Raw genomic sequence first — 18,513 nt, 5'->3', positions numbered from 1 at the left:
ACGCGCCGCAGCGGCGCGCGGTCCGCCGGCCGCGCCGTGCTGAGGCGCCTCACGCAAGGTTCTCGCGCAAGATCATGACTTCCCGACACCGCGACGCGCTGCAGATCGAAAATCCCCACGGCCTCGGCGCCGACGAGGTCATGGCCCGGCTATCGTCTGACAGCGCAGGCCTGTCCGCAGCCGAGGCCGAACGTCGTCTCGCCGAGCTTGGCCCCAACCGGCTTCCGACACCACCGAAGGAAGGCCTGCTCAAGCGCTTCTTCAAGCACTTCAACGATGTGCTGATCTATGTGCTGCTCGCTGCAGCGACCATCACCGCCGTGCTCGGGCACTGGATCGACACCGGCGTGATCCTCGGCGTGGTCGTCATCAACGCCATCATCGGCTTCATCCAGGAAGGCAAGGCCGAGCAAGCGCTCGAGGGCATCCGCAAGATGCTGTCGCTGCGCGCTCACGCCCGCCGCGAGGGGCAATGGAGCGAGGTCGATGCCGATGGCCTGGTGCCGGGCGACATCGTGCGCCTGCGCTCCGGCGACCGCGTGCCGGCGGATCTGCGCCTGGTCGAGGCGACCAACCTGCGCATCGAGGAGTCCGCGCTCACCGGCGAATCCGTGCCGGCCGACAAGAGCACCGACGCAGTCGATGCCAAAGCGGGCGTCGGCGACCGCTTCGGGATGGCTTTTTCCGGCACCCTGGTCGCCGCCGGGCGCGGCATCGGGGTGGTGGTCGCCACCGGGGCCAACACCGAACTCGGCCGCATCAACCGCCTGATCGCCGAGGTGCAGACGCTGCAGACCCCGCTCACCCGCCAGATGGCCCAGTTCAGCAAGATCCTTTCCGTGGCCATCGTGGCGCTGGCGGCGCTGATGCTGGTGATCGGCCTGCAGGTGCACGAGCTGCCACTGGCCGAGGTCTTCCTTGCCGCCATCGGCTTCGCGGTCGCAGCCATCCCCGAAGGTCTGCCGGCCATCCTCACCATCACCCTGGCGCTGGGCGTGCAGCGCATGGCACAGCGCAACGCCATCACCCGCAAGCTGACCGCGGTCGAGACCCTGGGCGCTGTCACCGTGATCTGCTCGGACAAGACCGGCACGCTCACCAAGAACGAGATGACCGCACGCCATGTCGTCACCCGCGGCGGCTTCTACGAGGTCAGTGGCACCGGTTACCGGCCCGAAGGCGACATCACGCTCGACGGTCGCAGCGCCAGCCTGCAGAGCAGCAGCCACCTGCACGCAGTGATCGAGGTTGTCGCGGTAGCCAACGACACCCATGTCGCCGAGGAGGACGGCCAGTGGAAGGTCACCGGAGAGCCTACCGAGGGCGCACTGCGCACGCTCGCCGACAAGGCCGGCTTCGATGCCGACGCCCACGAGCGTCACGCCAGCATCCCCTTCGAGTCGGCCAACAAGTTCATGGCCACGCTCAACACCGTGCCCGGCGGCACGCGCCGCATCCTGCTCAAGGGCGCGCCCGACCGCCTGCTCGACCGGTGCGCGAGCGAACTCGGCGCCGAGGACGAACTCCAGCCGCTCGACCGTGCATTCTGGGAGGAACAGATCGAGGCCCTGAGCGCCGAAGGCCTGCGCGTGCTCGCCGCCGCGGCGCGCGAAGTGGCGGGCGACAAGGATGAGCTCGCACTCGAGGACCTCGAGGAAGACATGGTCTTTCTCGGCCTCATCGGCATCATCGACCCGCCGCGCCCCGAGGCGACCGACGCCATCCGCTCCTGCCACACCGCCGGCATCCGCGTGAAGATGATCACCGGCGACCACGCCGGCACCGCGCGCGCGATCGGTATCGAGATGGGCCTGGGCACGGCCGACGAGCTCAAGGTGATCTCGGGCGCCGAGATCGAGGCCGCCTCGGACGAGGAGTTGCAGGCCATCGCCCACGACTGCGACATCTTCGCCCGCACCAGCCCCGAGCACAAACTGCGCCTGGTGAAGGCCCTGCAGGCGCGTGGCGAGGTGGTTGCGATGACCGGCGACGGCGTCAATGACGCGCCCGCGCTCAAGCGCGCCGACGTGGGCGTGGCAATGGGCATCAAGGGCACCGAGGCCACCAAGGAAGCCGCCGAGATCGTGCTCGCCGACGACAACTTCTCGACCATCGAACGCGCGGTCGAGGAAGGCCGCACGATTTACGACAACCTGAGGAAGGCCATCCTCTTCATCCTGCCCACCAACGGCGCACAAGGCCTGGTGATGCTCGCCGCGGTGGTGCTCGGCCTCACCCTGCCGCTCACGCCGGTGCAGATCCTGTGGGTGAATATGGTGGTCGCGGTCACCCTCGCGCTCGCGCTCGCCTTCGAACCCGCGGAGCCCGGCGTCATGCAGCGCCCGCCGCGCCGGCCGGGGGCGCCGATCATGGACAGGGCAATGCTCGGACGAGTGGGTTTCGTGTCGCTGTTGATCGGCGGCGCCACCATCGGCTCCTTCGAGTATTCGCTGCACGCCGGCATGGAACTGGCAGCCGCGCGCACGATGGCGGTCAACACGCTGGTGATCGCACAGGCCTGGTACCTGTTCAACAGCCGCTTCCTGACGGCGTCCAGCCTGGCGCCGGCGCGCATGTTCACCAATCCGGCCGCGCAGATTTCGGTGGCGATCCTGATCCTGCTGCAGTTGGGATTCGTCTATCTGCCGATCATGAACACCTGGTTCGGAACCACTCCGGTCGGGCTGGATGCCTGGCTGGCACCGCTCGCGATCGGTGCCGTGGTGTTCCTGATCATCGAGGCCGAGAAGGCATTGCTGCGCGCCCGCGAGCGCTGACGACACACCCCGGGTGCGATCCAGCCCGAAACGCCCTCCCGGCGCAGGCTGAGCTTACAGAACGTCACATCCGACATAAACTTGGGGCGGCTCTTCGACCAGTCTTTCGACCGACGGCGCCCTTGCCACCTGGCGACCGCGTCATGCACACGCGGCGCGGCGGGATCCCCGTTGCGCCGCTACCGAGATCCCGATGATGCACGACCAGACCCTGATCCTGACCATCCTGCTCGCCACCATCGTCATGTTCCTATGGGGGCGCTGGCGCCACGACATGGTCGCCGTCATGGCGCTGCTCGCCTGCGTACTGGCCGGTCTGGTTGAACCCGGTGCAGCCTTCGCCGGCTTCGGTCACCCGGCGGTCGTCACCGTCGCCTGCGTGCTGGTCCTCAGCCGCGGCCTGCAGAGCTCCGGTGCGGTGGATGTGCTCACCCGTGCGGTGCTGCCGGCCCGTGCCGGCCCCACCGCCAGCATCGCCGCACTTGCCGCGCTGGCTGCGCTGCTGTCTGGTTTCATGAACAACGTCGGCGCGCTCGCGCTGCTGATGCCGGTCGCGGTACAACTGGCCGGCCGACTCGAACTGCCGCCCGGCAAGGTGCTGATGCCGCTCGCCTTTGCCTCCATCCTCGGCGGCACCACCACGCTGATCGGCACCCCGCCCAACCTGATCGTCTCCGGCTTTCGCGAGAACCAGGCCGATCTCAGCGGCTATGCGATGTTCGACTTCACCCTCGTCGGACTGCCGCTGACGGTCGCAGGGGTCGCCTTCATCGCGCTCGTCGGCTGGCGCCTGGTACCTGCGCGCGAGCAGCCCGGCACCGCGGGCTTCGACACCGGCGCCTACATCACCGAGGCGCGCGTACCCGAGGGCAGCAAGGCCGCGGGCATGCGCTTGCGCGAGATCGAGAACGAACTCGACGAGGCCGACGCCCAGATTGTCGGCCTCGTCCGCAACGACGTGAAGATGAGCGCGCCCAGCGGCGGTCGCGTCGTGCGCGCGGGGGACATCCTGGTCCTGGAAGCGGAAGTCGAGGCGCTTCCCAAGGTGCTCGCGCAGCTTGGACTCGAGCTGGAAGAAGGACACAAGGCGAGCAAGGAAAAGAAGGACGAGGACAAGCCGGAGGGGGCCGCCGGCGACGAACGTGACAACGAACGCAGCGACGATCTGATCCTGATGGAGCTGGTCGTGCGCCCCGAATCCGCGCTCTCCGGGCGCAGCGCGAGCGACATCCTGCTGCGCTCACGTTACGGCCTGAACCTGCTCGCAGTGTCACGCGACGGCGCGCGCTCGAAGGCACGACTACGCAGGCTCAAGATCCGCCCGGGCGACCTGCTGCTGATGCAGGGCCCCTCGGACATCCTCACCGAGTTCGCAGCCGACTTCGGCTGCGTGCCGCTGGCCGAGCGCCAGCTGCGCATCCCCGACCGCGGCAAGGCGATCACCGCAACGCTGATCATGCTGATCGCCGTCGGCGTCGCAGCCACCGGCCTGCTGCCGGCTGCAGTGTCCTTCGCCGGCGGGGTGCTGGCCTCGATGGCCTTGCGCACCGTCTCGCCGCGGACGGTCTACGACGCGGTGGACTGGCCGGTGGTCGTGCTGCTCGCCGCGCTGCTGCCGGTGGCCGGCGCCATGCAATCGACCGGAGCCGCCGACCTCGTCGCCCGCCTGCTGCTCGACAGCCTCGCCCGCGGCGATGCGGTGATCGGCCTGGCGGTGATCCTCATCACCACAATGGTACTCACCGACCTGATGAACAACGCCGCCACCGCAGCGGTGATGGCGCCGATCGGAATGGGCGCAGCAATGCAGCTCGGCGTCAATCCCGACACCTTCCTGATGGCGGTGGCAATCGGCGCCTCATGCGCCTTCCTGACCCCGATCGGTCACCAGAACAACACGCTGATCCTTGGCCCGGGCGGCTTTCGCTTCGGCGATTACTGGCGCATGGGCGTGCCGGTGGACCTGCTGGTGATCGCCGTTGCGCTCCCACTGCTCCTGCTGTTCTGGCCGCTGGCCAGTTGAATCACCGCAGCGACCGCTGCTCGCGCGCGTATCCTCCCTGCCATGAACGACGACAACCCAGACGACAGCCACGACACCGCAGGCAAGGCAGAGGCGCCCACCCGAACGCTCAGCGAACAGGTGGTCAAGGCGCTTGCCGACGGCCGCAACAAGCGCGTGCGCAAGCTGCTTCAGCGTCTGCATCCGGCCAAGATCGCGGCGCTGCTCGAGCGCCTCGATCCCGAACAGCGCCTGGCGCTGTGGCAACAGATCCATGGCGCGCTCGAGGGCCGGGTGCTCGGCCATCTGAGCGCCGAACTGCGTCCCGCGCTGGCACACGAATCCCATGAGGACGGAACGCCGGAAACCGACAGCGCTGCCGCCACGCCGCCGCCCGAGGGCGACGGCGGTGCGCGCCAACCGAGCGAGCTCGAGGCGGTGCGTAGTGCGCTCGACGCCGGCAAGCTCAAGCGCGTCGCCAAGCTGCTGCACCGCATGCACCCGGCCAAGGTCGCCGGCCTGCTCGAGGCGCTTCCGCCCACCGAGCGCAGCCAGGCCTGGAGCATGGTCGAGACCGAGCGTGCCGGCCGCGTACTCAGCTTCCTGCACGACGAGATCAGCGCCGCGCTGGCGCAGGAGCTGGACCTCGACGACCTGATCGCCGCCGTCCAGCCCCTCGAACTCGACGACCTGGTCGACCTCATCCAGACCCTTCCCGCCGAGCTTGGTAGCCGGCTGGTGCTCGCCACCACGGGTTCGCGCCGCGAGCAGCTCGAGTCGATGTTGAGCTACCCGGAAGAGTCGGCCGGCGGCCTGATGAACGCGGACGCGATCGAGGTCCGCGCCGAGGTCAAGGCCGGCACCGTGCTGCGCTACCTGCGCCTGCTCGAGACCCTGCCGCCACAGACCGACATGCTGATGGTGGTCGACCGAAAAGGCCACTACCAGGGCGCGCTGCGCCTGTCCGTGCTGGTCACCGCCAGCCTCGACACCCACGTCGCCGAGCTGATGCAGCGCGACATCGCCGGCATTGCGGTCGACACCGACAGCCGCGAGGTCGCGCGCCAGTTCCAGGACCTCGACCTGATGTCGGCGCCGGTGGTCGATGGCGAAGGTCGGCTGATCGGCCGCATCACGGTCGACGACGTCATCGACCTGATCCGCGAGGACTCCGACCGCACGGTGATGCAGATGGCCGGCCTCGACGACGAGGCCGACATGTTCGCCCCGGTGCTGGTGAGCTCGCGCCGGCGCGCAGTGTGGCTGGGCATCAACCTCGTCACCGCCTTCCTCGCCGCCTGGGTGATCGGCCAGTTCCAGGGCACGCTCGAGCAACTGGTGGCGCTCGCGGTGCTGATGCCGATCGTCGCCAGCATGGGCGGCATCGCCGGCAGCCAGACGCTCACCCTGGTGATCCGCGGCCTCGCGCTCGGCCAGGTGCAGAAGGGCAACGTGCGCGTGCTGCTCAACCGCGAGGTCGGGGTCGCCATCCTCAATGGCGGGTTATGGGCGGCGGTGGTCGCCGCGCTGGCGGTAGTGTGGTTCGGTGACTGGGGCATCGGCGGCGTGATCGCCGCCGCGATCCTGCTCAACATGCTGTGTGCCGCGGTCGCCGGTCTGGCCATCCCGCTCATCCTCGAGCGCATGGGCATCGACCCGGCGCTCGCCGGCAGCGTGATCCTGACCACCGTCACCGACGTGGTCGGCTTCTTCGCCTTCCTCGGGCTGGCGACCGTGCTGCTGCTCTAAGCGCCGGACTCAGGTCCGGACACGTACGCGGGCATGCCCCACCAGCGCGCGAAACAGTGCGCGCTGCCGGCGCAGATAAAGCAGGAACTCGGGATGCCACTGCACCCCGAGCAGGAAGTCGGCCGATGGGTCCTCGATTGCCTGCACGATACCGTCGAGATCCCGCCCACTCACCACCAGCCCCTCGCCGATCCGGTCCATGCCCTGGTTGTGCAGGCTGTTGATGCGAGATCGGGCGCCACCGATCAGGCTGCGCAGCGTCCCCCGCCCTTGCTGCGCCTCGTCGACACACAGCGTCTTCAGCGGCAGCACCGTCCATCGGTTCGAGGTCTTCTGCCTCCTCGAGCGCAACTCCTGGTGCAGCGTGCCGCCACGGCACACGTTGAGCAACTGCGCGCCGCGGCAGATGCCGAGCAGCGGGAGCCGGCGCGCGAGCGCATCGCGGATCACTGCAGTCTCGAGCGCGTCACGCTCCGGGTTGTAGTTGGGCTCGACCTCGGGCTCGGCGGCATAGAGCACCGGCTCGACGTCGTGGCCGCCGGTGACGACGACGCCGTGATAGGCGAGTTCGCCGTGCTCGTCGCCCGGACGCAACTGCAGCGGCCGCCCGCCATAGAAGCGCACTGCCATTGCCACCAGGGTCCGGGGACCGAAGGCCCCGCGCCCGGGCCCGGTGATGGCGATCAGCGGCCGAGCCATTCGCGCTCCAGCACGCCCACCCAGTCGCCCAACAGGCGGTCGAGCGGCCGTGACAGGTGATCGAGGTAGGCTGCGCAGCAGCCTTGCAGGCGGTGCTCGTCGGCCGCCAGGCGCTCGACCTCGACCCAGTCGTTCCAGGCCAGGTAGAGACCCCAGTCCGGCTTGTGGATGTCGCAGTCGGGCAGCCGGTAATGGAAGGTGGGCCTGGCCTTGATCAACGCATCGTCTGTCACCCTGCGCACGCGCGCCGCATCCAGGTGCATGAACAGCGGCAGCATGTCGAGCGCGCGGTTACGGGTGGCATTGTCGGCAAGGTAGTCATCGATCAGCGTGGGCAGGTCGGGCCAGTAGCGCGTGTCGACCACCTTGCGCGCGTAATCGACCGGGAACGGGTCTACATAACTCGTCACGCGGCGCGAGATGTCGATGTCAGCGCGCGCGAACAACCAGTCGTACAGGCACAGGAAGGCCTTCAGACAGGCCGTGATCGGCCGCGCTTCCAGGCTGGGCAGCTCGGGGTTGAACTGCATGCTGAAGGCGTTGACCAGACGGTCGGAGGTGCCCTTCGCGCCCGCCGCACGCAGGCCCACGATGAGGCGCTCGACTTCCTCGAGCCGATTCAGCGGCAGCGGCGGGCCGACTACCTCCACCGGGACAACGGCCTTGGCCGCCCAGGCCAGCGCATCCTCTGCCGAGCGCCCGAGCTCGTCCACGAACGACTCGCCGCCGCGCGCCTCGCGACCGAGCCGCTTGAGCAGGTCGAAGTCGAGCTCAACCACCCAGTCGCCGGCGGGGTCGCCCTCGAGCCGGCGCTCGTAGCGGCCGCTGCTGACGACGCCCAGACCGAGGAAGTCCGCCACGCAGGTGGCGAACTCGTCGAGCGTGCAACCGCTCATCTCGAGTTCGACGCCCACACGGCGCATCTGCCCGTCTGCGTTGTGCAGCCAGGGGGGCTGCGCCAGTTCGTGCCGTTCGGTGCTCATCATGCGCTCTCCTTGCGGGTACTCCCGCGCTCGACCTGCCTGCTCCTCAACGCGCCTGCAGGCGGCGATAGACCCACGCCGGCGTGCGATCCGCGAGTTCCAGCTCGACCCGCTCGTAGCGCACGCCCAACCGCTCGTAGCGGTCCAGGCGGCGCAGCTCGTCGGCGTCGACGACGAACACTTCGCCCTCCACCCGTGCGTCCGCCTGCGCGCGCAGATCCAGGCCCTCCTTGCGATATTGCTCCAGCACAGCCGAAGCAGTCGGCACATGGCGACCAATCACCACCCACCGGATCGCCGGGTTGCGCAGCGTCCCATAGACGAACACGCGATGCGGCCCGCCCGCTTCGATCGCTGGCAGCCCCGCTGGGGGCGTGTACCCCCAGGGGCTCAGCATCGACAACCACAGCCAACCGGCGCCGAGCACAATCACCGCGGCCACCGTCAGACCGACCACCTTCCATCGTCTCATCGCATGCATCCCCAAGCGTCTCCCCAGCCCCATGCGTCCCGATGCGTCGCCACTCCGCGGGGCATCCGGCCCGGCATCTTCGCTCATCCCCTCGCTGGTGATTCACCCATCTCCCCACTCAGCGGCCCATGTCTTCACCGTTGCATGCAGCCTGACTCCGCGGCACCATGCTCCTGTCCAAGCCCCCCATCGCGGCTGCACACTCCCCGCCCCTGATGCCGATCGTCCGCAAGCACGCCGTGTTGTCAAAGGCCGTGCAGGCCGTACGCTCGGCAAGATGGCCAGACGCAGCGCTTGAATCTCTTTTCCGGAGACCTCCGTGAGCAAGCAAACCCCGATCGACATCGCCGACTTCCGTGTCAAAGGCGGAAAGAAGCTGGATCTTGCCGACTGGCCGACGCAGGTCAAGCCTTTCTACGATTCCAAGGACGCCTACAAGGACATGCTCGAGGCCGGCACCGAGCGCCTGACCAGACTGCAGGAGATGCTCTACGCCCACGACCGTTATTCGCTGCTGGTGATCTTCCAGGCGATGGATGCGGCGGGCAAGGACGGCGCCATCCGCCACGTCATGTCGGGTGTCAATCCGCAGGGCTGCCAGGTGTTCAGCTTCAAGCACCCGAGCGCCACCGAGCTCGACCACGACTTCCTGTGGCGCACCCATTGCGCGCTGCCCGAGCGCGGGCGCATCGGCATCTTCAACCGCTCGTACTACGAGGAGGTGCTGATCGTGCGCGTGCTGCCCGAGATCCTGCGCGGCGAGAAGCTGCCCGACGAGACCCTGGAAGCAGACGATTTCTGGGGCGACCGCTTCCGCTCGATCACCGACTCCGAAGCCCACCTGCATCGCAACGGCACCCGCATCGTCAAGATTTTCCTGCACCTGTCGAAGGACGAGCAGCGCGAGCGCCTGATCGCGCGCATCGACGAGGAAGACAAGAACTGGAAGTTCGACGAGGGCGACATCGAGCAGCGCCAGCACTGGGACAAGTACATGGCCGCCTATGCCGACTGCCTCGCCGCGACCAGCACGCCCGAGTGCCCGTGGTACGTGGTGCCGGCCGACGACAAGAAGAACGCCCGTCTGATCGTGTCGCAGATCCTGGTCGACACCCTGGCCGCGCTCGACATGCGCTACCCGCCGACCACGCCGCAACGGCGCGAAAAGCTGCTGGAGATCCGCCGCCAGCTCGAAGCCGGCGAGGTCTGATCACGGCACCCCTGTGGGAGCGGTTGCCGCTGCCAGGCTCAGCCCTGCAGGCTGTGGCCGATCTGTTCGCAGTATTCCTGCAAGGTCTCGGGTATGCCGCCCGGGCATTCGCCGCAGGCGCGGTTGCCGGGCACCGCGTAGTCGATGAACTTCGGATAGGCGAGGTCGAGTTCGGCCATCAGCTTCTCGAAGGCTGCCAGGCTCTGCTCGCCACCGAGGCGCGGGTTGCGCGCCCTTTCCTGAGCGATCGAGGACACGCGGCGTGCCTTGTAGTCGTGGCCGGGATACACCAGCGTGTCGTCGGGCAGCGCGAACAGCTTGGCGCGCACGCTGTGGTAGAGCGCGCGCGCGTCGCCGTTCTGGAAGTCGGTGCGGCCGCAGCCCTCGATCAGCAGCGCGTCGCCGGTGAGCACGCGGTCACCGACGCGATAAGCGTGGTGACCGTCGGTGTGGCCGGGGGTGAAGATCGGCTCGATGCGCACGCTGCCCACCTGCAGCGCCACGCCCTCCTCCACGCCGAGGTCGGCACAGGGCAGGCCGTCGATCGCGGGGTGTGCGATGCGGCTGCCCACCTCCTCGCGCAGCTTGCGTGCGGCCGTGATGTGATCGGCGTGGATGTGGGTGTCGACGGTGTACGCGAGCGTGAGCCCGAGCCGGCGCAGCGCTTCCAGGTCGCGCTGCCAGGCCGGCAGCACCGGATCGATCAGCACGGCCTGCCCGGTATCCTCGCAGCCGATCAGGTAGGTGTAGGTGCTGGAGATGGGTTCGAAAAGCTGGCGAAAGATCATGCGTAGGCCTCCTTTGTCGGTCGCGACACCCAGCTTACCTTGCCGCAGCGCCCTCGCGAACCGTCCACTCGACCACCTCCGCCGCCAGCCGATCGGCAGCCGTGCCGAAGGCCTGCACCACCTCGGGCACGGCCGTGTCGGTCGCGGGCGCGCGCAGCGCGAAGCTGCGGCTGGCAACGATGCGTCGCGTAGCGGTGTGCACCAGACGGGCGTCGAGGCGCACCACGACCTCGGGGCGACCGTCACGGTATTCGCTCTGGAATGCACGCAGGTCGCTGTCGAGCTCGAAGTCGGCCTGCAACTGCTTGTCGTCGCTGCTCAGCGCGGCAATCCGGCCGTCAGCACGGAAGGCGTCGAGCAGGCGGTTGCGCACCAGGACTGGCGCCGGGTCGCTCCAGCCCGCGCCCTTGTAGACGCTCACGCGGTTGTCCTCGGGCACGACGACGATGCGCTGACCCGACAGATGCACACCCGCGCCCGGGCGCGCGATGCGCAGCGACCACGGCGCCGCCTGGATGGCAGAGGCGGATGCAGGGGTGGTGGCCGGCAGCAGATAGACGTCGAGCGGCTCGGCCTTGGGCAGGATCGTGCAGGCCTGCAGCAGCACGGTGGCGCCAAGCACCACCCAGCCTGATGCACCCTTCATTGAAAGCCCCGCCACTTCGTTGCCGCTGCGCGGTTGCGGGACGGATTGCAGCGTCTTCATGGCGTGAACTCCTTGGTCGGTTCGAGGCCGAGCAGGTAGTCGGCGGGGCGGTCCTCGAGCTGGCGGGTGATCGCGCGCAGCGAGGTGAGCGTGCTGCGCAGTTCGGCGACCGCGGGGCCGATCTCGGCCAGCCCGCGCATGCCGGCATTGAGCGGCTCGCGGTTGTCGGCGAGCAGGCCCTCGACCGTGCCCATCGCGCGCTCGAAGGCCTGCATCGCATCGCGCGCGCTGTCCAGCGTCTGCGTACCCTGCACGCCCACCAGACGGTTGGTGGTGCCGAGCACGCGGGTCGCCTCGGCAAGGGTGCCGCTGGCGTCGCGGCTGGCCTGGGTGATCTGCCGCAGCGCGGTGCCGAGGTCTTCGCGCTGTGCGGCGAGCGCGGCGGTGGCCTGCTCGAGGTTGTCCAGCGTGCGGCCGATGCTGGCGACGTTGTCGCGCGAGAACAGCGCGCGCGCCTGCACCATCAGATCGTTGACGTTGGTGATCGCATCCTCGCCATCGGCGAGCAGGCGGCTCAACGGCGACGGCGCGGCAACGATCTGCGGCACGCTGCCATCGGCAGTAACAAGCGCGGAGCTGTTCGGATCGTCACCGCTGGTGAGGCGGATCATGCTCAGCCCGGTGATGCCGGCTGGCACCAGCCGCGCGCGTGTGTCGCTGCGCACCGGCGCGGCACTGTCGACGCGCACGCGCGCGATCACCCGGTGCGCATCGCTCGGGTCCAGCCGCAGGCTGACGACATCGCCGATCTTGATGCCGTTGAATTCCACCGTGCCGCCCTTGGAGAGGCCGGACACCGCCTCCTGGAAGACGATGTCGTAGACGTCGAACTGGCGGTCGGCGTCGCTCTTGCCGAGCCACAGCGCGAGCATCAGCGCGGCGCCGACGACAACGACGGTGAAAAGGCCGATCAGTACGTGATGGGCGCGGGTTTCCATATCAGGGGTTCTCCGTTGCTGCAGGCACCGCCCGTGCCGCCGCCACCGCGGTGGCGGCGGCACGGCCGCGCGGGCCGTGGAAATATTCGCGGATCCAGGCGTCGTCGGTGGCGGCGACCTCGTCCAGGCCGGCATTGACCAGCACCTTCTTCTGCGCCAGCACGGCGACACGGTCGGTGATGGTGTAGATGGTGTCGAGGTCGTGGGTGACGATGAACACCGTGAGGCCGAGCGCATCGCGCAGGGTCAGGATGAGTTGATCGAAGGCCGCGGCGCCGATCGGGTCGAGCCCGGCAGTGGGCTCGTCGAGGAACAGGATGTCGGGGTCGAGCGCGAGCGCACGCGCCAGCGCAGCGCGCTTGACCATGCCGCCCGACAGGTCCGACGGAAACTTGTCGCCGGCGATCGCCGGCAGCCCGGCGAGCGCGATCTTGAGCGCGGCGAGCTTGCCCGCCTCGCGCCGCGACAGCCCGGCGTGCTCGATCAGCGGGAGCGCAACGTTCTCGGCCACGGTCAGCGACGAGAACAGCGCGCCCTTCTGGAACAGCACGCCGAAGCGGCGCTCGACCGCCTTGCGGCGCGCATCCGGCAGGCTCAGCAGGTCTTCGCCGAACACGAGCACGCTGCCCGCGCGCGGCCGGTTGAGGCCGACGATGGTGCGCAGCAGCACCGACTTGCCGGTGCCCGAGCCGCCCACCACGCTGAGGATCTCGCCGCGACGCACGTCGAGGTCGAGCGCCTCGTGCACCACCTGGGCGCCGAACTGGTTGCGCACACCGCGCACCTCGATGACGTTGTCAGTGTTGTTCACGATGGCGCCTCCTGCCTCACCAGCCCATCTCCATGCAGAACAGCGCGGCGATCGCGTCGACCACGATCACGACGAAGATCGACTGCACCACGGCCGAGGTGGTGTGCTCGCCCACCGACTGCGCGCTGCCCTCCACGCGGAAGCCCTCCAGGCAGCCGATCACGGCGATCAGGAAGGCAAATACCGGCGCCTTGGCCATCCCCACGTAAAAGTGGATGAGGGCGACGTTATCCTGGATCCGCGACAGGAACAGCGCCGGCGAGATGTCGAGCGTCGTCGCCGACACCACCATGCCGCCGACGATACCCGACACCATGGCCACGAAGGTCAGCATCGGCAGCGCGATCAGCAGCGCATAGACGCGCGGCAGCACCAGCAGCTCTATCGGATCGAGCCCGAGCACGCGGATCGCGTCGATCTCCTCGTTGGCGCGCATCGAGCCGATCTGCGCCGTGAAGGAACTCGCAGTACGACCAGCGACGATGATTGCGGCCAGCAGCACGCCGAACTCGCGCAGGAAGGAGTAGGCCACCAGGTCGACGGTGAAGATGCTCGCGCCGAAATTGGCGAGCACGGTAGCGCCGAGGAAGGCGACCACCGCGCCCACCAGGAAGGTCAGCAGCGCGATGATCGGCACCGCGTCGAACCCGGTGCGCTCGAGGTTGGCGACCAGGGATGTCATGCGCCAGCGTCGCGGCTGCACCGCCACGCGCACTGCGGTCTCCAGGATCAGGCCGACGAAGCCGGTGAGGCCGGCGAGGTGGCGCCGGAACACCACCATGGTCTGGCCAATGTGGGCGAGCACGTCACCGAGCGCATAGCCGGCGGGGGCAGCAGGCGTGACGGGATCGGCAAGCGCATCGGCCACCGCCTTCAGCAGCGCACGCCGCTCGCGCGGCAGGGCCGTCTCGTCGGCAAGCAGCGCGCCAACGCGCTCGGCGCCGAGTAACGTGTGCAGCAGGCGCGCACCGGCGGTGTCGAGCGCTGCCAGGCCCTCGACATCCACCGTCGCGACCTGCGCCGCCCCGACCTGCGCGCTCAACGCGCGGACGTGCTCAGCCAGAGCGGCGTGGTGCGCGAGCGTCCACTCACCCCGTACCGACAGTCGCGCGCCGCCCTCGGCCGCGACGAGCTCGGCCTCACCCGGGCCGGGCGCGGGCAAAGAACGGTCTCCAGGTTCGGGACTTCGTGGCATCTGCTACAAGGACCAATGTGGGCAAGGGGCGATGGTACAACAGCGATTGCACACGGGCCCGATGGACAGGGCGATCGCATGGAGCACGCAGGCGCGCCGTGGACGCGGGCCGGCCTGCGAATCGTGCGTCCGCCACCGCTTCGCGGTCGGCGCATCGGACTCGTGCGAGCGCCTCGGCTTGGTGCCACGCCGCCAACGGGTGCACAATTGCCCCATCCTGCATCAAGCACGGATATCTCCAGGCTTCATGCCCCATGCTTGACGGCGCCCGCCGACCCCGCGGCAACAAGCACGCGTCGTGACGCAGCCGCCATGATCTCAAGGTGATTTCCATGAACACAGTACAGCGCAGCCGGCTCGCCTGGATCGGGGCCGGCGTGGCCGTCATTGCGGCGGCGGGGGCATGGCAGTTCCTGCGCCCCGCCCCGGACGACGGCAGCTTCGTGCGCGGCAACGGCCGCATCGAGGCCACCGAGGTCGACGTCGCCGCCAAGGCGCCGGGTCGGGTGGACGAGATCCTGGTAAACGAAGGCGACTTCGTGGCCCAGGCCGACGTGGTCGCGCGCATGGACGTCAGGGGCCTGCAGGCCCAGCTCGCCCAGGCGCGCGCCGAGGTGGCCAACGCGATCAGCGCGCGCGAGACGGCCCGCGCCCTGGTTGCGCAGCGCCAGGCCGACGTGGCGATGGCAGAGGCGGTGCTGGTCCAGCGCCGTGCCGACGTCGACGTCGCGCGCAGCACCGTGGCGCGTTCGCGGGCGCTACTCGCCGACCGCGCCACGTCCGCGCAGAAGGTCGAGGACGATGCCGCCCGTGCGCGTAGCGCCGAAGCCAACATCACCGTCGCCCAGGCCCAGATCGCCGCCGCCCGCGCCGGCGTGCGCGCCGCCGAGGCGCAGGTGCAGCAGGCCGAAGCCGCGATCGGCGCCACCGAGGCGGTGGTCGCGCGCATCGCCACCGAGATCGCCGACGGCGAGCTGCGCGCCCCGCGCAGCGGCCGCGTGCAATACCGCGTGGTGCAGCCGGGCGAGGTGGTCGGGGGCGGCGGCAAGGTGGTGAGCCTGGTCGACGTCGGCGACGTGTACATGACCTTCTTCCTGCCCGAGATGGCCGCCGGCCGCGTCGCGCTCGGCACCGAGGTGCGCATCGTGCTCGACGCCGCGCAGGCCTTCGTGATCCCGGCCAGGGTGTCCTACGTCGCCAGCGTCGCCCAGTTCACGCCCAAGACCGTCGAGACCCAGAGCGAGCGCCAGAAGATGGTGTTCCGCGTCAAGGCGCGCATCGACCCCGAGCTGCTGGCGAAGTACCCCGAACAGGTCAAGACCGGCCTTCCCGGCATCGCCCATGTGCGCCTGAATGCCGAGCGTGACTGGCCCGCCGAGCTGCAGGTGAGGCTGCCGTGAGTGTGCAGCGCGGCGTCACCGTCCCCGGTGCGCCGGCGGTGGTGCGCCTCGCCGACGTGCGCCACCAGTACGGCGACACCCTCGCCGCCGACGGCGTCAGCCTCGACATTCCCGCCGGGCGCATGGTCGGCTTCATCGGCCCGGACGGCGTGGGCAAATCGACCTGGCTCGGCCTGATCGCCGGCGCGCGCAAGATCCAGCACGGCACGGTCGAAGTGCTGGGCGGCGACATGGCCGATGGCCGCCACCGCGCCCAGGTGTGCCCGCGCATCGCCTACATGCCGCAGGGCCTGGGCAAGAACCTCTACCCCACGCTGTCGGTATTCGAGAACATCGACTTCTTCGGCCGCCTGTTCGGCCAGGCGCAGGCCGAGCGCGCACGTCGCATCGCCGACCTGCTCGCCGCCACCGGCATGACGGCCTTCGCCGACCGCCAGGCCAACAAGCTCTCCGGCGGCATGAAGCAGAAGCTCGGCCTGTGCTGCGCGCTGATCCACGACCCCGACCTCCTGATCCTCGACGAGCCCACCACCGGTGTCGATCCGCTGTCGCGCCGGCAGTTCTGGGAACTCATCGCGCGCATCCGCGCCGCCCGCCCGGGCATGAGCGTGCTGATCGCCACCGCCTATATGGAAGAGGCCGAAGCCTACGACTGGCTGGTGGCGGTGGACGCCGGCCGCGTGCTCGCCACCGGCACGCCGGACGAACTGCGCGCCGCCGGCGGCGCCGACACGCTCGAAGAGGCCTTCATCGCCCTGCTGCCCGAGGCCCGCCGCCAGGACCACCACCGCCTCGAGATTCCGCCGCACACGGCGGGCGAGATCGTGATCGAGGCGCGCGGCCTGCAGATGCGCTTCGGCGACTTCGTCGCGGTCGATGACGTCAACCTGGCGGTGCGGCGCGGCGAGATCTTCGGCTTTCTCGGCTCCAACGGCTGTGGCAAGTCGACCACGATGAAGATGCTCACCGGCCTGCTCGAACCGAGCGCCGGCGAGGCGCTGCTGCTCGGCAGCAAGCTCGACGCCAGGAACCTGGAGACGCGCCGGCGCGTGGGCTACATGTCGCAGGCGTTCTCGCTGTACGGCGAGCTCTCGGTGCGCCAGAACCTCGACCTGCACGCGCGCCTGTTCGATCTCGCCGACGCCGAGGCCGAATCGCGCATCGCCGAGCTCGCCCGCCGCTTCGACCTCGACCCGGTGATGGACGTGCAGCCCGACGCGCTGCCGCTCGGCATCCGCCAGCGCCTGCAGCTCGCGGTGGCGGTGCTGCACCGGCCCGACGTGCTGATCCTCGACGAGCCCACCTCGGGCGTGGACCCGGTTGCGCGCGACCATTTCTGGGCGCTGATCGTCGATCTGTCGCGCAAGGACGGCGTCACCATCTTCATCACCACCCACTTCATGAACGAGGCCCAGCGCTGCGACCGCATCTCGCTGATGCACGCCGGACGCATCCTCGCCAGCGACACCCCGGCGGCGCTGGTCGAGGCCCGCGGCGCCACCAGCCTGGAGGACGCCTTCGTCGCCTGGCTGCAGGACGCGATCGATGCTGAGCAGCCGGCCGGCGCAACGCCAGCGCCAGCGCCAGCGGCACAGCATCCGGCCGCTGACTCGGCTGCGACCCTGAGCCACACCCGCCGCACCCGCCCCGCCGGCTTCAGCCTCGCCCGCCTGCTCAGCCTGTCGGCACGCGAAGCGATCGAGCTGCGCCGCGACCCGGTGCGGCTCACGCTCGCGCTGATCGGCACGCTGGTGCTGATGCTGGTCATGGGCTACGGCATCAACATGGACGTCGAGAACCTCAGCTTCGCGGTGCTCGACCACGACCGCAGCGTCGCCAGCCAGCGCTACACGCTGCGCATCGCCGGCTCGCGCTATTTCACCGAACGCCCCGCGCTCGAAAGCCACGCCGAGCTCGACCAACGCATGCGCAGCGGCCGGCTGACGATGGCGATCGAGATTCCGCCCGGCTTCGGCCGCGACCTCGCGCGCGGCAAGGCGCCGCAGATCGCGGTCTGGCTCGACGGCTCGATGCCGCTGCGCGCCGAGCTCGCGCGCGCCTACGTGAGCGGCGTGCACGCGCAGACGCTGGCCGACGCGGTCGCCGAATCGGGCGCCGCCGCCGCCGCGCCCGCCACCATCGAGGTGCGCTACCGCTACAACCCCGAGCTGCGCAGCCTGGTGGCGATGGTGCCGATGGTGATCCCGCTGCTGCTGGTGTTCATCCCGTCGATGCTGACCGCGCTCGGCGTGGTGCGCGAGAAGGAGCTCGGCTCCATCCTCAACCTGTACACCACGCCGGTGACGCGCTTCGAATTCCTGGTCGGCAAGCAGTTGCCCTACATCGCGCTGTCGATGTTCAACTTCGTGCTGCTGTTCATCTTTGCGGTCACGCTGTTCCAGGTGCCGTTCAAGGGCAGCTTCGTGGCGCTGGCCTGCGGCGCCCTGCTCTACGTCACCGCCACCACCGGCCTGGGCCTGCTCGCGTCCACCATGACCAGCAGCCAGGTGGCCGCGCTCGCCGGCACCTCGATCGGCACCCTGCTGCCGGCGATCCAGTTCTCCGGGCTGATGGACCCGGTGTCCTCGCTCGAGGGCGGCGGCGCGCTGATCGGCGCGATCTACCCGACCACGCACTTCCTCACCATCTCCAGCGGCACGTTTTCCAAGGCGCTCGGCTTCGCCGAGCTCGGTGGGTCCTTCCTGCCGCTGGCGGCGGCGATCCCGGTGCTGACCGTGCTGGCGGTGCTGCTGTTGAAGAAGCAGGCGAAATGAGCGCGGAGC

At 69.3% G+C, this 18,513-nt stretch carries 14 protein-coding genes; 6 read left to right on the top strand and 8 right to left on the bottom strand.

Annotated features, from left to right (window positions below):
- Positions 1 to 74: 74 nt before the first annotated feature.
- The 3 genes from RBT54_RS01390 to mgtE all read left to right on the top strand — a co-directional run bounded on the left by RBT54_RS01390 (position 75) and on the right by mgtE (position 6,528).
- Positions 75 to 2,777: a cation-transporting P-type ATPase gene (locus RBT54_RS01390; protein ID WP_320363365.1), complete on the top strand. Its 2,703-nt coding sequence runs from the start codon at positions 75 to 77 to the stop codon at positions 2,775 to 2,777.
- A 193-nt stretch (positions 2,778 to 2,970) separates the two neighbouring features.
- A complete protein-coding gene (locus tag RBT54_RS01385; RefSeq protein WP_320363363.1) occupies positions 2,971 to 4,800 on the top strand; it encodes an SLC13 family permease in 1,830 nt (609 codons plus the stop codon).
- A gap of 42 nt (positions 4,801 to 4,842) precedes the next feature.
- Positions 4,843 to 6,528 (top strand): magnesium transporter, encoded by a 1,686-nt coding sequence (mgtE, locus tag RBT54_RS01380; protein ID WP_320363362.1) that lies wholly within the window; start codon positions 4,843 to 4,845, stop codon positions 6,526 to 6,528.
- Positions 6,529 to 6,537: 9 nt separating this feature from the next.
- Here mgtE and RBT54_RS01375 read toward each other — a convergent pair whose 3' ends face one another.
- From RBT54_RS01375 to RBT54_RS01365, 3 genes are read right to left on the bottom strand one after another with little or no spacing between them, the layout of a single operon-like run.
- On the bottom strand, positions 6,538 to 7,227 hold the full coding sequence (locus tag RBT54_RS01375; RefSeq protein WP_320363361.1) for a type 1 glutamine amidotransferase: 690 nt from the start codon (positions 7,225 to 7,227) through the stop codon (positions 6,538 to 6,540).
- Positions 7,212 to 8,213 carry an amidoligase family protein gene (locus RBT54_RS01370; protein WP_320363360.1) on the bottom strand — a complete coding sequence of 334 codons (1,002 nt, stop codon included), beginning with the start codon at positions 8,211 to 8,213 and terminating at the stop codon, positions 7,212 to 7,214. Before RBT54_RS01370 ends, RBT54_RS01375 begins: the two co-directional genes overlap by 16 nt.
- A gap of 43 nt (positions 8,214 to 8,256) precedes the next feature.
- Positions 8,257 to 8,682 carry a gamma-glutamylcyclotransferase family protein gene (locus RBT54_RS01365; RefSeq protein WP_320363358.1) on the bottom strand — a complete coding sequence of 142 codons (426 nt, stop codon included), beginning with the start codon at positions 8,680 to 8,682 and terminating at the stop codon, positions 8,257 to 8,259.
- Between the two features lie 319 nt (positions 8,683 to 9,001).
- Here RBT54_RS01365 and RBT54_RS01360 point away from each other — a divergent pair, with 319 nt between their 5' ends.
- Positions 9,002 to 9,892 carry an ADP-polyphosphate phosphotransferase gene (locus RBT54_RS01360; RefSeq protein ID WP_320363356.1) on the top strand — a complete coding sequence of 297 codons (891 nt, stop codon included), beginning with the start codon at positions 9,002 to 9,004 and terminating at the stop codon, positions 9,890 to 9,892.
- Between the two features lie 38 nt (positions 9,893 to 9,930).
- Here RBT54_RS01360 and RBT54_RS01355 read toward each other — a convergent pair whose 3' ends face one another.
- The 5 genes from RBT54_RS01355 to RBT54_RS01335 are packed head-to-tail and all read right to left on the bottom strand — an operon-like array spanning position 9,931 to position 14,330.
- The gene (locus RBT54_RS01355; protein ID WP_320363354.1) at positions 9,931 to 10,680 is read right to left on the bottom strand and encodes an MBL fold metallo-hydrolase; all 750 of its coding nucleotides are present in this window, start codon (positions 10,678 to 10,680) and stop codon (positions 9,931 to 9,933) included.
- A gap of 34 nt (positions 10,681 to 10,714) precedes the next feature.
- Positions 10,715 to 11,326: an ABC-type transport auxiliary lipoprotein family protein gene (locus tag RBT54_RS01350; protein ID WP_320363641.1), complete on the bottom strand. Its 612-nt coding sequence runs from the start codon at positions 11,324 to 11,326 to the stop codon at positions 10,715 to 10,717.
- Between the two features lie 56 nt (positions 11,327 to 11,382).
- A complete protein-coding gene (locus RBT54_RS01345) occupies positions 11,383 to 12,324 on the bottom strand; it encodes an MlaD family protein (protein WP_320363352.1) in 942 nt (313 codons plus the stop codon).
- Between the two features lies 1 nt (position 12,325).
- On the bottom strand, positions 12,326 to 13,135 hold the full coding sequence (locus tag RBT54_RS01340) for an ABC transporter ATP-binding protein (RefSeq protein WP_320363350.1): 810 nt from the start codon (positions 13,133 to 13,135) through the stop codon (positions 12,326 to 12,328).
- A gap of 16 nt (positions 13,136 to 13,151) precedes the next feature.
- A complete protein-coding gene (locus RBT54_RS01335) occupies positions 13,152 to 14,330 on the bottom strand; it encodes an MlaE family lipid ABC transporter permease subunit (RefSeq protein WP_413788413.1) in 1,179 nt (392 codons plus the stop codon).
- Between the two features lie 332 nt (positions 14,331 to 14,662).
- On the opposite strand from RBT54_RS01335, the gene RBT54_RS01330 reads away from it, so the two are divergent.
- A complete protein-coding gene (locus RBT54_RS01330; RefSeq protein ID WP_320363346.1) occupies positions 14,663 to 15,730 on the top strand; it encodes an HlyD family secretion protein in 1,068 nt (355 codons plus the stop codon).
- On the top strand, positions 15,727 to 18,504 hold the full coding sequence (gene rbbA / locus RBT54_RS01325; protein WP_320363344.1) for a ribosome-associated ATPase/putative transporter RbbA: 2,778 nt from the start codon (positions 15,727 to 15,729) through the stop codon (positions 18,502 to 18,504). The genes RBT54_RS01330 and rbbA overlap by 4 nt, the downstream gene beginning before the upstream one ends.
- Positions 18,505 to 18,513: the final 9 nt, after the last annotated feature.

Source organism: Thauera sp. (assembly GCF_034003485.1).
Taxonomy (GTDB): domain Bacteria; phylum Pseudomonadota; class Gammaproteobacteria; order Burkholderiales; family Rhodocyclaceae; genus Thauera.
Note: the sequence above shows the minus strand (reverse complement) of the source record. Positions and strands in the feature narration are given on the sequence as shown.

What these genes read in the sequence shown, in the direction of transcription:
- RBT54_RS01390 (WP_320363365.1), top strand. Translation starts at nt 75, where the DNA reads ATGACTTCCCGACACCGCGACGCGCTGCAGATCGAAAATCCCCACGGC.
- RBT54_RS01385 (WP_320363363.1), top strand. Translation starts at nt 2,971, where the DNA reads ATGATGCACGACCAGACCCTGATCCTGACCATCCTGCTCGCCACCATC.
- mgtE (WP_320363362.1), top strand. Translation starts at nt 4,843, where the DNA reads ATGAACGACGACAACCCAGACGACAGCCACGACACCGCAGGCAAGGCA.
- RBT54_RS01375 (WP_320363361.1), bottom strand. Translation starts at nt 7,227, where the DNA reads ATGGCTCGGCCGCTGATCGCCATCACCGGGCCCGGGCGCGGGGCCTTC.
- RBT54_RS01370 (WP_320363360.1), bottom strand. Translation starts at nt 8,213, where the DNA reads ATGATGAGCACCGAACGGCACGAACTGGCGCAGCCCCCCTGGCTGCAC.
- RBT54_RS01365 (WP_320363358.1), bottom strand. Translation starts at nt 8,682, where the DNA reads ATGAGACGATGGAAGGTGGTCGGTCTGACGGTGGCCGCGGTGATTGTG.
- RBT54_RS01355 (WP_320363354.1), bottom strand. Translation starts at nt 10,680, where the DNA reads ATGATCTTTCGCCAGCTTTTCGAACCCATCTCCAGCACCTACACCTAC.
- RBT54_RS01350 (WP_320363641.1), bottom strand. Translation starts at nt 11,326, where the DNA reads ATGAAGGGTGCATCAGGCTGGGTGGTGCTTGGCGCCACCGTGCTGCTG.
- RBT54_RS01345 (WP_320363352.1), bottom strand. Translation starts at nt 12,324, where the DNA reads ATGGAAACCCGCGCCCATCACGTACTGATCGGCCTTTTCACCGTCGTT.
- RBT54_RS01335 (WP_413788413.1), bottom strand. Translation starts at nt 14,330, where the DNA reads ATGCCACGAAGTCCCGAACCTGGAGACCGTTCTTTGCCCGCGCCCGGC.
- RBT54_RS01330 (WP_320363346.1), top strand. Translation starts at nt 14,663, where the DNA reads ATGAACACAGTACAGCGCAGCCGGCTCGCCTGGATCGGGGCCGGCGTG.